The 14106-nt window shown below is 30.1% G+C and carries 12 protein-coding genes; 7 read left to right on the top strand and 5 right to left on the bottom strand.

Annotation, left to right across the window (positions count from 1 at the left end; genetic code table 11):
• Nucleotides 1–30: 30 nt before the first annotated feature.
• Complete coding sequence (locus ACKTSU_RS08250; RefSeq protein WP_408035895.1) at nucleotides 31–504, top strand: DUF6495 family protein; 474 nt, start codon at nucleotides 31–33, stop codon at nucleotides 502–504.
• Nucleotides 505–519: 15 nt separating this feature from the next.
• Here ACKTSU_RS08250 and ACKTSU_RS08245 read toward each other — a convergent pair whose 3' ends face one another.
• The gene (locus ACKTSU_RS08245) at nucleotides 520–1203 is read right to left on the bottom strand and encodes an SIR2 family NAD-dependent protein deacylase (RefSeq protein ID WP_408035893.1); all 684 of its coding nucleotides are present in this window, start codon (nucleotides 1201–1203) and stop codon (nucleotides 520–522) included.
• A gap of 401 nt (nucleotides 1204–1604) precedes the next feature.
• On the opposite strand from ACKTSU_RS08245, the gene ACKTSU_RS08240 reads away from it, so the two are divergent.
• Together ACKTSU_RS08240 and ACKTSU_RS08235 are read left to right on the top strand one after the other, a co-directional pair.
• On the top strand, nucleotides 1605–5018 hold the full coding sequence (locus ACKTSU_RS08240; protein WP_408035892.1) for a VIT domain-containing protein: 3414 nt from the start codon (nucleotides 1605–1607) through the stop codon (nucleotides 5016–5018).
• 215 nt (nucleotides 5019–5233) lie between these two features.
• Nucleotides 5234–5905: a TrmH family RNA methyltransferase gene (locus ACKTSU_RS08235; RefSeq protein ID WP_408035891.1), complete on the top strand. Its 672-nt coding sequence runs from the start codon at nucleotides 5234–5236 to the stop codon at nucleotides 5903–5905.
• On the opposite strand, the gene ACKTSU_RS08230 is transcribed toward ACKTSU_RS08235, so the two are convergent.
• Nucleotides 5898–8225: a type IA DNA topoisomerase gene (locus ACKTSU_RS08230; protein WP_408035890.1), complete on the bottom strand. Its 2328-nt coding sequence runs from the start codon at nucleotides 8223–8225 to the stop codon at nucleotides 5898–5900. The two genes, ACKTSU_RS08235 and ACKTSU_RS08230, sit on opposite strands and share 8 nt — an antisense overlap.
• 321 nt (nucleotides 8226–8546) lie before the next feature.
• Between ACKTSU_RS08230 and ACKTSU_RS08225 the strand changes: the two genes are divergently transcribed.
• Nucleotides 8547–9413 (top strand): DJ-1/PfpI family protein, encoded by an 867-nt coding sequence (locus tag ACKTSU_RS08225; RefSeq protein WP_408035889.1) that lies wholly within the window; start codon nucleotides 8547–8549, stop codon nucleotides 9411–9413.
• Between the two features lie 42 nt (nucleotides 9414–9455).
• Nucleotides 9456–9755 (top strand): DUF1330 domain-containing protein, encoded by a 300-nt coding sequence (locus ACKTSU_RS08220; protein ID WP_408035888.1) that lies wholly within the window; start codon nucleotides 9456–9458, stop codon nucleotides 9753–9755.
• A gap of 105 nt (nucleotides 9756–9860) precedes the next feature.
• Here ACKTSU_RS08220 and ACKTSU_RS08215 read toward each other — a convergent pair whose 3' ends face one another.
• The 3 genes from ACKTSU_RS08215 to ACKTSU_RS08205 all read right to left on the bottom strand — a co-directional run bounded on the left by ACKTSU_RS08215 (nucleotide 9861) and on the right by ACKTSU_RS08205 (nucleotide 11624).
• Nucleotides 9861–10478 (bottom strand): hypothetical protein, encoded by a 618-nt coding sequence (locus ACKTSU_RS08215; protein ID WP_408035887.1) that lies wholly within the window; start codon nucleotides 10476–10478, stop codon nucleotides 9861–9863.
• A 61-nt stretch (nucleotides 10479–10539) separates the two neighbouring features.
• A complete protein-coding gene (locus ACKTSU_RS08210; RefSeq protein WP_408035886.1) occupies nucleotides 10540–11142 on the bottom strand; it encodes a hypothetical protein in 603 nt (200 codons plus the stop codon).
• Between the two features lie 77 nt (nucleotides 11143–11219).
• Entirely contained in the window at nucleotides 11220–11624 is a 405-nt protein-coding gene (locus tag ACKTSU_RS08205; protein WP_408035885.1) for a hypothetical protein, read from the bottom strand.
• Between the two features lie 346 nt (nucleotides 11625–11970).
• Here ACKTSU_RS08205 and ACKTSU_RS08200 point away from each other — a divergent pair, with 346 nt between their 5' ends.
• A complete protein-coding gene (locus ACKTSU_RS08200; protein WP_408035884.1) occupies nucleotides 11971–13083 on the top strand; it encodes a phage integrase SAM-like domain-containing protein in 1113 nt (370 codons plus the stop codon).
• Entirely contained in the window at nucleotides 13076–14047 is a 972-nt protein-coding gene (locus ACKTSU_RS08195) for a DUF6617 family protein (protein ID WP_408035883.1), read from the top strand. The genes ACKTSU_RS08200 and ACKTSU_RS08195 overlap by 8 nt, the downstream gene beginning before the upstream one ends.
• Nucleotides 14048–14106: the final 59 nt, after the last annotated feature.

Here is a 14106-nt window from a genome sequence, read left to right as displayed (position 1 = left end):
AGGGTTAGTTAATTATTAAAATTTGAATTTTTGAAATATAGACAACTTACAAAAGAGCAGTTTGAAGGATTACATGAAGAGTTTGCACGTTTTTTAGCTTCACAAAACATCGATAAAAAGGAATGGGATGAGTTAAAAGAAGAGAAACCCCATATAGCTGAAGATGAAATGAATGTGTTTAGCGATGTCGTTTGGGACGATGTATTGACCAAAACGAACTATTTAGAGCATTTTTCTCCAAAAGTGGTCAACTTATTTAAATGTGATAAAAAAGAAATTCATCGTATTGTGATAACGATTGATAAAGAAGTAAACGTACTTGAACAAGAAGGATTTGAGTGGTTATTAAAAAATCCAAATGATGAAGCGATTGAGTTTTTAAGAGGATCAAAGCCGTATCAAGAAGAACGTAATGTAGAGTTGTTTGATTTGATTGAAAAAGGAAGTGCTATTTCTAAAGGAGAATTGTATGAATATTTCGATCGATTAACCACGAATTCATAATCAGTAATACTGAATTTATTCAAGCATACTGATTAATATATCAGTACCAATACTAGCGACGTCTTTAATGATAGTTAAATTATTAAAGGCGTTTTTGTTTACAGCAGGGTTAGGGTCAATAAAGTAAATAGGAGTGTTAAAAGTTATATAATCCACTAAACTTGCTGCAGGATATACTTGCATTGAGGTTCCTATAATAACTAAAATATCTGCTTGCAAAGTAATTTCAACCGCTTTCTCTAATAACGGAACATCTTCTCCAAACCAAACAATGTGTGGACGTAATTGCGCATTTTCTTCACACAAATCACCTAAAAGGATGTCTTTTTTCCAAGGATATATCAAATTTTCATTTTTTGTACTGCGCACTTTTAATAATTCACCATGTAAGTGTAAAACGTTGGTACTACCAGCACGTTCGTGTAAATCATCTACATTTTGAGTAATGATATCAATATCAAAAGTGCTTTCTAAATCAGCTAAATTCAAATGTGCTTTGTTGGGAGCTACTTCTAAAAGTTGCTTTCTACGTTGGTTGTAAAAATCTAAAACTAATTCTGGGTTAGCTCTAAATCCTTGAGGAGAAGCCACCTCATAAATATCATGTCCTTCCCACAAACCATCAGCATCTCTAAAGGTTTTTAAACCACTCTCAGCACTAATACCCGCTCCTGTTAATACTACCAAACGTTTTTTCATAAAACTAAAATATAAAATTTTACTTATTGTATAATTGATTGAAGGACTATTAACTTATTTTGAAGGTTTTATTTACGAAGAAATATGAAAGATACATTTGAGAGAATGTTAGATAGTGTTATTCATCATTTTTATGGTTTTATTAGAAATATATACTAATCAAATAACTGGAGTTCAATAGTGAGAAGTTATGGTATCTTAGAAGTGTTAGATTTATTTTTGATATAGAATAGTTTTTATGTTTCTATAGAGAATAAAAAATTAGGTAAATTTGTATTGCTATGAAACATTTTCCTTTTCTACCTGAACCACTTTACTCATTAAAAAGAGAGCTACACTCATTCCTAATTTTATTTTTCAAGATAAATGCTCAGTTTTATCTAAAATTTAAAGTATTAACTATGAAAAAAATATTACTCATTAATGTCTTATTGGTAAGTCTTGGTCTTTTTTCTCAAGCTACCCCAAAAATTACTTTAAAAGATTCTAGTGAACTAAAACTATCAAGTCTAAAAGTAGAAGTAAATATTACAGGTGGTTTTGCTACTACTACATATGATATGGAGTTTTATAACGATTTAGACAGAACACTAGAAGGGGATTTGATATTTCCTTTAGGAGAAGGACAATCTGTATATCAATTTGCGATGGACTTAAATGGAAAGTTAAGAGAAGCTGTAGTTGTAGAAAAAGAATTAGCTCGAGTTGCTTATGAAACTACTGTTAGGCAAAATATTGACCCTGCACTCTTAGAAAAAACATCAGGAAACAATTACAAAGCAAGGGTATACCCTATTTTTCCTAAAAAAAATAAAAGAGTAGTTTTAACGTATGAAGAAAAGCTTTCTGTTGTAAACGATAAACTTGTATATAAACTTCCTTTAGGAATTAAGAAAGTTGTTGATAATTTTTCTTTAGATATTTTTACTTATGGAATATCTAAACCTCCTATTGTAAAAAGCGAGTTCTTTAAAGATTTACATTTTATTAAGAAAGGAAGTGTAATGAGTGCTTCTTTAGTTAAAAAGAATGTAGCTCCTCAAAAACCAATTAAAGTAGAGTTAAAAAAGTCTTCTAACTCTGAAAATGTTTTAAGTTATGGAGATTATTTTTATAGCTCGATTCCATTGAAAAACAAACCGAGAAATAAAGAAAAGCCTAAAAAGATAAGTATTCTTTGGGATGTTTCTTTTTCAATGAGAAATAAAAATTTAAATAAAGAAATAGAGCTTTTAAATAAATACTTTAACTACATACAAAATGTAGAAGTTGAATTTATCTCTTTTAATAATACAACAAATAAAGATGAGAAATTCGTTATAACTAATGGTACATGGGATAGCCTTAGAAAAGAGATACAATCTCAAACTTATGATGGGGGAACTAATTTAGAAATATTAAGTACCTTAAAATTAAACTCAGACGAAATACTTTTATTTTCTGATGGGTTGACTAACCTTGGAACTATAGAAGGGTTTAAGAAAAAAACAGTTTATACAATCAACTCGTTAACATCTGCTAATCATTTTTTATTAAATAAGATAGCCACTGATCAAGGAGCAGTATATATAAACTTAGAGAAACTTAATAGTGAAGAAGGATATAGACTATTAAAACAAGAAGTGTTACAGTTTTTAGGTTTTAAAAGTGATGCTAATCTAGTTGAAGTATATCCAAAAAGCAGAACAAATGTTACAAGTGATTTTGTAATTACAGGACGGTTTAAAGGAAGTCCCTCAGTTGAATTAGAGTTCGGATATCAAGATAAGGTTACAAAAGTATTAACTCTTAATTTGGAAAATTCTCTAGCTTCAAATCAAGTTAGAAGACTTTGGGCAAAAGAGAAATTAAAGTATCTAAATAAAGAAAAAGTAAAGAACAAGAAAGAAATTATTTCTTTAGCGAAACAATATCATTTGGTTACAGATTACACTTCAATGTTAATTTTAGATAGAATTGAAGATTATGTACAATATGGTATAGAACCACCAAAAGAATTAAGGTCTCGTTACAAAGAATTGTTAAAAGAAAAAGAAGAAGATCAAATTTCAACTATAGAAACTATTGAAGATAGAAGAGAAGACCTTTTTGATCAATATAAAGATATTACAAATTGGTATAATCTTACTTACCCGAGGAAGGATCAGAAGAAAAAAAGAACAAGTCAAACATCTAGGGTTAGAAATTCCAATATAAATCAAGAAAGTACTATTACCAACATAACAAACGGTAACAGTATAAATGACAATCATATTGATAACCCAAGAGCAGATGTTGATTATTCTAAAAAGGTGGTAACAGGTATTTTAAGTGATTCTTCAGGTGTTTTACCTGGAGTGAGTGTAATAGTTAAGGGAACTAATCGAGGAACTGAAACTGATTTTGATGGTAATTATGCTATTAATGTGGAGGAGAATGAAGTTTTAGTTTTTTCTTTTGTAGGATGTTCAACTAAAGAAGTTATTATTAGTAATGGTAGCACTGTAAACATAGAACTCGAAGAAGATAATGTTCTTGATGAAATAGTTGTTACTGGATTAGGCGTAGCAAAAGAATCAAAACCAGTAAGTAGTAATATTATTCAGTCTTTAGTAGGTAAATCTTCAGGAGTAAATATTTCTCAAGATAATGGGGGGGCAACCAAAGTTTCTATAAAAGGGAACAGTTCATTGAGTCAAAATGAGCCAATGTATATAGTTGATGGAATTCCAGTAAGAAAGAGTTTTATTGAAAAATTAAATCCCAAAGACATTGATGCTGTACAAGTAATTAAACCTTTTGATGCTATAAAACTTTATGGAGAAAAAGCAAGAAATGGAATTGTAATTTTTACAACAAAGAAAGGAAAAGAAACTAATAAAAAAGAAATAGAGAAATTAAACTTATTGATAGAACAAAGGATAGAATTAAAAGCATGGAATCCTAAAACTCCATATTTAGATATTCTTAAAAAAGAAATTTCAGTTTTATCTGCTTATAATAAATACTTAGAAATTAGAGATTATTATTCTAATAGTCCGATGTTCTACATAGATGTAGCTGATTTCTTTGATCAAAAAGGAGAAAAAGAATTAGCAATTAGAATTTTGACAAATTTAATAGAGATAGATTTAGATAATTATGAACTTATAAAAGCATTGGCATATAAATTAGAGCATTTTAAGAAGTATGATTTAGCCAAGAATATTTATAAAAAAGTATTAGAATTAAGACCTGAAGAGCCTCAATCATACAGAGATTTAGCATTAGCATATGAACTAGCAGGTGACTATCAAGATAGCTTTAATTTACTGTATAAGATCTATAATGGAGAGCTTTTAGTTAAAGATGAAGATGAACGATTTGATGGTATAGAATCAGTTGTATTTGTAGAGCTTTCAAGATTGGTATCTCAGCATGGGAATAAATTAAAATTAAGTAAACACCAGAAAAAGTTTTTTAAATCAATTCCAGTAGATGTGCGTATAGTTGTTGATTGGAATCATAATGATACAGATATTGATTTATGGGTTATTGATCCAAATGGAGAAAAAGCATATTACAAAAATCAGGAAACAGTGATTGGTGGAAGAATGTCAACTGATATGACAGAAGGTTATGGACCGGAAGAGTTTATGCTAAAGAAAGCTATTAAAGGGAAGTATAAAATTATGATTGATTATTATGCTGATAATGTTCAAAAAATATCTGGCCCAACTATTTTAAAAGTAAATATGTTTACAAATTATGGAAAGAAAAATGAAAAGAGACGAACAACCATCATAAAATTAGAAAAACAAGAGGATTATATTGAGGTAGGAAATTTGTCTTTTTAAAATAACTTTATTCTAAAATTTACCTTTACATATGTTAAACATATGGACACTCAAATTTCTAAATGTTAATCTAGTTACAAACAATGTTTTTTACAGTGCCTGTTAATACCACTAAACGTTTTTTCATAGATATAAATTTCGTTACAAGTTTAAGAAAATAAATACTTAGCTATCGCCTTGCGATTAAAAATAGGAAAAATTACTATGTTTGTTGTATGATTGATGAAGGATTATTAACCTATTTGGAAGGATATATAACTGAGAATAGGAAGGAAACGTTTGAAAAGGTATTAAGCGAGCGAACACGTCACTTTACAGTAGTTTTAGAAGATATTTACCAACCGCATAATGCCAGTGCAGTGGTAAGAAGTTGCGATATTTTTGGTGTACAAGATGTATATGCAATTGAAAATAAGGTTACGAATAAAGTATCAAGACATGTAGCTAAAGGAAGTCAGAAATGGTTGGATATACAGCGTTTTAAAGAAGATGGTGATAACACCAAAGCATGTTTAGACGATTTAAGAAAAAAAGGATACCAGATTATAGGAACTACACCACATACGGATTCTTGTGTGTTGTCTGATTTTGATGTAACTAAAAAATCAGCCTTTGTTTTTGGAACTGAAAAAGAAGGAATTTCTGATTACATAAAGAAAGAGGCAGATGGTTTTTTAAAAATTCCTATGGTAGGTTTTACTGAAAGTTTAAACATTTCGGTAGCCGCAGCAATTATTTTACAAGATGTTACTACTCGTATGAAGAAGTTACCAATAGATTGGAAATTATCGGAAGCAGAGAAAAAAGAGTTGTATTTTGAATGGATTAAAAACACAGTTAAAAATCCAGAGAAATTAATAGAACACTATTATAAAGAATTTACTTAGAAGTTAAAATAGTATACACTAATTCTTTTGTCAATGGCTTTCCATTGGCAATTTTTTTGATGTTTTCAAACGTAAACACAAAGTCACAACCGTTCTTGTATTCAGAGCATCCATAGGCAGATTTCCCTTTTAAAATGGTTCCTTTGTTACATTTAGGGCAAGTTAAAGTATCTGAATTTGATTTACCCTTATCACTCGAAATGACATTTGAACTCGTTTTTTTAGCTTCAAACTTTAGGCTGAAATCATCATCAAAACGAACTAAACCTTCTACTTTTTCTAAACCTTGTTTAAAGCCTTTTAAATTGGTAGTACAACCCTTATCTAGTAATCGGATTAATTGACTTTCAGATATTTTTTTATCCAAGAACTCAAATGGAAGTTTAAAATCACATCCATTTTTATAAGAAGAACATCCATAAGCGGTACTTCCTTTTAACAATTGCCCGTTGTTACACTTCGGACAACTTTTACCTACAACTTCTTTCTTTTTAGAAGTTGATTTTTTCTTGGTTTTAGTTGTATTTGAAACCGTGCTTTTTTCGGCAGATAATCGTACAGATTTAGTATTAGAACGTACTTCGTATACCAAACGATCTACCATTTTTTTCATTTCATGAATAAAATGAGCAGCACTGTATTCACCACGTTCAATTTCTTTTAAACGTTTTTCCCACAATCCAGTTAATTCTGCAGATTTTAAGAGCTCGTTGTCAATCAAATCAATTAAGTCGATACCTGTTTTGGTAGGAATGATTAATTTTTTTTGACGCTCAATATATTTTCGTCTGAACAAAGTTTCAATAATACTTGCACGTGTAGATGGACGACCGATACCATTTTCTTTCATCAATTCACGCATTTCGTCATCATCTACTTGTTTACCTGCAGTTTCCATAGCGCGTAGTAAACTAGCTTCGGTATAATTACGAGGAGGTTTGGTTTCCTTTTCTAAAAAAGAAGGTTCGTGTGGACCTTTTTCTCCTTTGGTAAAAGTTGGTAAGACGTCTTTTTCGGTATCTTTTTTAGGCTCTTTTCCATATTCAAAAACTTCACGCCAACCTTTGGTCAAAATTTCTTTTCCTGTGGTTTTGAATGAAACTTTATCGGCTTCACCTATTACAGCAGTATTCGAAATATCACTATCTGGATAAAAAACGGCAATAAATCGACGAACAATAATGTCGTACACTTGCTGCTGATTGTATTGCAAGTTGATTTCTATTCCCGTAGGAATAATCGCGTGGTGATCGGTTACTTTTTTGTCATTAAAGACTTTACTCGATTTGCGTATTTTTTTTCCTAAAAGAGGTTGCGTTAAGGTCGCGTATTGTTTTAGCCCTTTTAAAATATTCGGAACTTTTGGATAAATATCATTCGGTAGAAAAGTGGTATCTACTCTTGGGTAGGTAACTACTTTCATTTCGTAAAGCTTCTGAACAATTTTTAAGGTTTCGTCCGCAGAAAACCCAAATTTGTTGTTACAGTATACTTGTAAACCCGTTAAATCGAACAGCTTTGGAGCGTATTCTTTTCCTTCCTTTTTGGTGACTGAAGTGATTTCAAAATCACTTTCTTTTACTTTATCAGCAAAGGCTTGTCCTTCTTCCTTTTTCAAAAAACGACCTTCTTCACAACTAAAAAGTGTATCGCGATACAAGGTTTGTAGTTCCCAATAAGGTTCAGGTTTAAAGTTTTGAATTTCTTTATAACGGTCAACCAACATGGCTAGGGTAGGAGTTTGTACTCTACCAATCGATAGCACTTGTTTGTAACCACCAAATTTTACGGTGTACAATCGTGTAGCGTTTAAGCCCAATAGCCAATCGCCAATTGCACGAGAATATCCCGCGTAGTATAAATTGTTGTAATCGTCGTTGTTTTTTAAGTTGTCAAAACCTTCTTTAATGGCTTCTTCCGTTAGGGAAGAAATCCATAAACGTTGAATTTTACCTTTATAATTAGCTTGATTAATTACCCAACGCTGAATCAATTCTCCTTCTTGTCCCGCATCCCCACAGTTAATAACCACATCAGCTTTTTCAAATAATGATTTTACAATTTTGAACTGTTTTTGGATACCGCTATCGTTGGTAACCTTAGTATCAAAACGTTCAGGAAGCATAGGGAGGTTGTTTAAATCCCAGCTTTTCCAGTGCGATTTGTAGTCTTTAGGTTCTAAAAGTGTACATAAATGACCGAATGTATAAGTAACCGCATAACCATTCCCTTCGAAATATCCATCTCGTTTGGTATTGGCTCCTAAGATATTAGCAATCTCACGGGCTACACTAGGTTTCTCGGCGATACAAACTTTCATAAAACAGAGTCCATGTGGACAATTATAGTTATGTAAATGCTTGTAAATTAGTTTAAAGCATTATACATGTGTAATTATTAATAAGGGTATTTACAATACAATTTAGAAGGCCGAAATTACTAAATTATTTGTGAATGTTATAAGTTGATAGTAGAAAGAAGTTTTGAATTATAAACAAAACATTTTGAACATTTAGGAGTACTATTTAAACTTTAAGAGTTAATAAATGGTTTGTTTATATAATAGATTTGTAATATTAATAAAGGTTGTAACTTAATAAAAAAAAAATTAAGTAGTACAAAACCAGTAAACTGAATTAGTATGAGTAGTATAAAAAGTATCTTAGGAGCAGAACCAAAACAGGTTTCAGGAAATATATATTCTCCTTCAAAATTAGTTTTAAAACTAGCTGTAGATAAAAAAACAGACTATGATCATTCAGTTTTTGAAGATAAGAATACAGATAGAAATCGAAAAATCTTAGTAATTGGAACAGAGCAAACGCTACTTGAAATGCAAAATGGAAAGAACTTTTTAACAGGAAATCATCCTGTAGAAATGTTTGTGCCAATGTTACATTTTATGAAAGCTGGGTTTGAAATGGATATAGCTACGCTAACTGGTAAACCATTAAAGTTAGAAGAATGGGCTTTTCCTGAAGAGGATAGAGAAGTAATGGCTATTTATGAGACGTTTAAACCACAAATTCTAGCACCTTTAAGTTTACAGGAGGTAGTTACAAAATTAGATAAAAATAGTCCGTATACAGCGGTATATATACCAGGAGGTCACGGTGCTATTATTGATTTGCCGACAAGCTTAGCGGTTAAAAAGGTAATTGATTGGAGTGTAAAACATGATAAATGGATGATTTCTATCTGTCATGGACCAGCTGCTTTTTTAGCAGCAGCTATTGATGCTTCTCCAGAAGAATTTCCATATAAAGGATACAAGATAGCTGCTTTTCCTGATGGAGCAGATAAAATGCTTCCGTTAACAGGATATATACCAGGTGCAATGCCTTGGTATTTTGGAGAAAGATTGCAAGCATTGGGTGTAACGATTGTAAATAAAATGCCAAATGGGAAAGTGTACCATGATCGTAAACTTATTACTGGAGATAGTCCAAAAGCAGCAAATAAATTAGGAAAGCTAGCTGCAACATTAATGCTTTCAGAAACAGTATAGGAAATAATTTATTAGAATAAATAAACCGTAAAAAATAGAAAAATGCCTGTATATTTTATTATTAGTTATGACATTGTAGACTTTGAATTGTTTCAAAATTATCCGCCAAAAGTAGCAGCATTGTTACAAGATTATGAAGGGGAGATTTTAGTTTCAGACACAGAGGCTATTGCAATAGAAGGAGAAAAGAAGATGATGCATGCAATATTAAAATTTCCATCGAAAGAATTGGCAATGGAGTGTTTTAATAGCAAAGCTTATCAAGAAGCAAAACCATTTAGACAAAATTCAACAAAAGATAATACAGTAGTGTTAGCCCAAGGGTTTACATTAGAAAATTAAGCGTACTAAAATTTCATTTTTAGTTTTTTATAGAGGATTGTGAAAAACCCCGAGAAAAATATTTTTCTCGGGGTTTTAAGTGAGTTTAATAAGAGATGTTTTAGTTTAATTATTAATAGATAGCGTTTCTAAAAATAACTCGATTATTTCTTTATCCTCTTCAAAATCGTCATTTAAAAACATGGTTACTACTATTATACCTTCATCTTTTGCGCCATAAGTAGCAACTGTGTATACTTCACTTTCTCCTTTGTATGTTAAAGTAGCTTCAATACCTTCAATGGTTTGACCACTTTTTATTTTTTTCTTGAATTTCTTTTCAGTTTTCGAATAGCCATAATTAATACTTTCTTTAGTAATTTCATTCAGCATTAATTGAGTTAAACTACTTGGATTAATCGTTTTAAATTTTTGAACCATAAAACCATTTCCAGTAGACCTAATAATCATACATTGTTCAACACCTTCTTCAATTTTTGAGTTTGATACGTTTAATGATTTATTATGATCAAAAGAAACCATATCATCTGAATAGGTCAAAATTTCAGGTTGTATAACTTTAACGGTTAACTCTTCACCTTTGGGAGTTTTATACTTAATGTCATTGTTTAGGTCAATACGGATTGAGTCATTATTGATGATTACAATATAATTGCCTTTAGTTTGTGCAAAACATAAGGTAGTAATTAACATTACTCCTAAAGTCATAATAGATTTTATCATTATTGTTTGGTTTCGTTTAATAATTATTTATGGTTATACATCTTAAGTTAGCAAACGGTTTTTACATTCCAACATAATCAGTTTTATTAATTTCTAAATTCCCAATTCGGTCGTTTTTAATTTTTATAGAGTACCAAACTGTCCAAATGTTACTTGTGTCAGGAACTCCTAAACTTGAATTCAAATAAACTGTGTTTCCTATAGTACTGTCTATTTCGGTTGTCAAAAGATTACATTCTGAGTAGAATTCAGGAATAAGTGATTTTTCAAAATTAGTTCTGTCGATTTGTTTTTTGTCAACAATAGAGTCGGTCAAAAGTTTAAAATCAGTTACCATTTTGTGAGAATGGTCTAAATAAGCTTGTTCTCCGGTTTTAGATAAATTTCTAACAATTGAACTATCGTTTAAACTATAAGTTTTCACTTCAAGAGTATGTTTTAAGTCAGATATTTTAAATTCTTTTTTACTGGAAATAGTGTCAAGAATTAAAGCCCAATAATTATAAATTGTATCCTTTTTCTTTTTTGACTGGATATTTTCAGCTTCTTTAATTGGTTCAGATTTCGTTTCTGCTTTTAATTCCGATTGAGTTTTGTCCGATTTTTTTCGGTCGCAACTTGATAGAATTGAAAGTATTAATATTAAAATCAAAAGTTGTTTCATTGGTTTGGTAACGTTTACTTATAAGATTAGTTGCGTTTTTGTTTTTAGCTAAATGTAGCAATTAATTTTATACAGTGTTAGGTAACGTTTTTATTTATTTTTTCATTCAATTTTTTATTTTCAGCTAGTATTTTTTCCTGCTGTTTTCCTCTGATATAAAATGAAATTCCACCAAAAGTTACTATTATTCCAAATAATAAAGAAATAAATACTAAAAGTAATATTCCTGCAATAGTCAGAAAAATTCCATAATTCATATTCTTTTTAGGGTTTAAGGATCCATTTTGAGACCTAGCATTTCCAGCTGCATCAAGTTTCATTTTTAGCTTTCTTTCAGCTTCTTTTTCGTCTTTCAAAAAGTCTCCACAACTGTCTTCAAATTGAGGTTTTTCATTCGTTAAAGAGCAAACTAATCCAGTTTTAAAGTCAACGTGTCTGTTTTGACAAATTTTGCAAAATTCAAGACATTCATTTAAAGTCATAATCAATTTTTTTAAGTATAATATTTGGTTTGAGTATATTCTAATTTTTCAAAGTCTTTCCTTTTACCTAGCAAATGTTACCTAACGGTTTGTGTATGATTTCGTTGCGTGATTTGGTTACTAATTTAGTTAAAAAAACAAAGGCATTAATTCAGTGCGAGTATTTTCCGAGAGGAAATTCATTATCTTTCTTTTATTTGTTATCTGTCTATTAATCATTGTTTTATGGGGTTTTTGGTATTCTTTTTTGTTGCCAAACTACCCTTTTTTGCTTATATTTGTTGCCGTATTGTTGCCCATTTAACATAAATACAACACATCGTTTAACACAGTAAATATAAGGAAAATGAAAGTTACTTTACGCCAACGTAGAAAAGGGAAACGAATTAGTTTATATCTTGATTATTACGAAAACGGAAATCGTAAATACGAGTACTTGAAATTATATTTAACACCAGAACCCGATAAAGGGTCCTTAACCAAAGCACAAAAATTAGAGAATAAGAAAATCTTACAACTTGCTGAAAGCATCAGAGCTAAAAGGCATCTAGAAATTCAAAATAATATTTATGGCTTTGAGAATAAGGAAAAGAAACAAGGGAACTTCTTTGTGTATTTAGAACAATGGATTGAAAGGCGTTCAGAAAGTAAGGGGAATTTAGCAGTATGGAATAGTACTTTAAAGCATTTAAAAGCTTATTATCCTAGTGGTATTTCTTTTGAAAGAATTGATGAAGAATGGGTTGAAGGTTTTAAAGAGTATTTAGATAAAAAGGCACTTTCCAGAAGTAAACGAGAATTAAGCCAAAATACTAAATCTGCATATTTTAAAAAGTTATTGGCAGTATTACGTCAAGCGGTTAAAGAAAAGGTAATACAATACAATCCTGCAATTTATGTTGAGAACTTCAAAGAAGAAGATACACATATGGAATTTTTAACTTTAGAAGAAGTTAGAAAGCTTTTTAGTACAGATAGTAAACATCCACAATTAAAAAATGCGTTTCTTTTCTCTTGTCTTACAGGATTGCGTTGGTCGGATATAACAAAGCTTCAATGGTCAGAAATCCAATATTCAGAAAGTTACGGGAATTTTATTAGATTTAAGCAAAAGAAAACTAAAGGAGCTGAAACCTTACCAATTTCCGAACAAGCATTTGAATTGTTAGGAGAAAAAGGCGAACCAACTCAAAAAGTTTTCGAGAATATTAATAACGTTCAGAGAAACTATGACCTATTAAAAGAATGGGTTGGAGATGCAGAAATTAAAAAGAATATTACGTTCCATTGTGCGCGACATTCATTTGCTACATTGCAGCTAACTTTAGGTACTGATATTTATACAGTATCAAAAATGTTAGGTCATAAGAACTTAAAAACAACTCAAATTTACGCTAAAGTAATTGACGACAAAAAGAAACAGGCAGCGTACAGAATAAACCTTAACCCAAATGGCTAAAGACCTATTTATCGACTTACTGTATGTGGAAAAGGTTACTGATGATAAAAGAACCGAAAACCAATTTAAAGAGCTTTTAAAAGGCTTTAAAAAGCAATGCCTCAATACAACGCCTAAATATGAAATCGACTTCAAAAAGGCGTATTCTAACAAGCGTAAATACTATTTAAAATTAATAGAAAACGAGTACATCAAAAATTTTAATCAAATTAATGATGCACTTGAAATCAATACTACACCTGGTCATTTATCTTTCTTGTATGATAAAGAATATAATCGTATCAAAAATTACCTAAACCAAATTAGCAACTATATTTCGGATAACGATCTTGATGAAAGCTTATACTTAAAACCAATTCAAAACGATAAATCAGATGAAGCCTATATCATTTCATTTTTAAAGTCTAATGCAATGATGCTTTTTATGGAACTTCAAGAACGATTTTCAGAATTGAGTGATGCAGAAATTTATACAATAGAAGAATTGCACGAAGTCTTTTTTAACGAAGAACCACCTCTAAATAAAGTCATTATTAAATACGAGGGAGATAAAATTATACCTGCTAAAATTAGTATAAAACCAAAGAGTAAACTTAAAACCTCTTTTGGTTATAAAGGTGAAAATAAAACTAATCTTCTTAATTTAATAGAATCTCTTCAATTAAAAATTGATTTGCTGGATAATCGAACAACTGTAAATCAATTATTAGAAGTTTTGACAACTAATGACTTTACTAAATTAGATTTCAAGATATATTTTGAAGCTAATACAACAGCAGTAAGATACTTTATCGATAAAATTAAGCATCAATTCAAGGATTTAAAACTATCACAAATTGAAAAATCAGATAAGTTTTATACAAAAAATGATAATAAATTAACCGCTCAAAATTTATCTTCAAGCAAGCAGTTTAGTTTTAAAGAAAAAGAAATTATTGATAATATTTTCAAACAAATGCAATAAAAAACATTGAGAACATTAAGAAATCTCAATGTAATCTTAATGCTGTATAAAAATCTCAA

The organism is Tenacibaculum aestuarii (assembly GCF_964510395.1).
Taxonomy (GTDB): Bacteria; Bacteroidota; Bacteroidia; order Flavobacteriales; family Flavobacteriaceae; genus Polaribacter; species Polaribacter aestuarii.
Note: the sequence above shows the minus strand (reverse complement) of the source record. Positions and strands in the feature narration are given on the sequence as shown.

What these genes read in the sequence shown, in the direction of transcription:
- ACKTSU_RS08245 (WP_408035893.1), bottom strand. Translation starts at nt 1,203, where the DNA reads ATGAAAAAACGTTTGGTAGTATTAACAGGAGCGGGTATTAGTGCTGAG.
- ACKTSU_RS08240 (WP_408035892.1), top strand. Translation starts at nt 1,605, where the DNA reads ATGAAAAAAATATTACTCATTAATGTCTTATTGGTAAGTCTTGGTCTT.
- ACKTSU_RS08235 (WP_408035891.1), top strand. Translation starts at nt 5,234, where the DNA reads ATGATTGATGAAGGATTATTAACCTATTTGGAAGGATATATAACTGAG.
- ACKTSU_RS08230 (WP_408035890.1), bottom strand. Translation starts at nt 8,225, where the DNA reads ATGAAAGTTTGTATCGCCGAGAAACCTAGTGTAGCCCGTGAGATTGCT.
- ACKTSU_RS08225 (WP_408035889.1), top strand. Translation starts at nt 8,547, where the DNA reads ATGAGTAGTATAAAAAGTATCTTAGGAGCAGAACCAAAACAGGTTTCA.
- ACKTSU_RS08220 (WP_408035888.1), top strand. Translation starts at nt 9,456, where the DNA reads ATGCCTGTATATTTTATTATTAGTTATGACATTGTAGACTTTGAATTG.
- ACKTSU_RS08215 (WP_408035887.1), bottom strand. Translation starts at nt 10,478, where the DNA reads ATGATAAAATCTATTATGACTTTAGGAGTAATGTTAATTACTACCTTA.
- ACKTSU_RS08210 (WP_408035886.1), bottom strand. Translation starts at nt 11,142, where the DNA reads ATGAAACAACTTTTGATTTTAATATTAATACTTTCAATTCTATCAAGT.
- ACKTSU_RS08205 (WP_408035885.1), bottom strand. Translation starts at nt 11,624, where the DNA reads ATGACTTTAAATGAATGTCTTGAATTTTGCAAAATTTGTCAAAACAGA.
- ACKTSU_RS08200 (WP_408035884.1), top strand. Translation starts at nt 11,971, where the DNA reads ATGAAAGTTACTTTACGCCAACGTAGAAAAGGGAAACGAATTAGTTTA.
- ACKTSU_RS08195 (WP_408035883.1), top strand. Translation starts at nt 13,076, where the DNA reads ATGGCTAAAGACCTATTTATCGACTTACTGTATGTGGAAAAGGTTACT.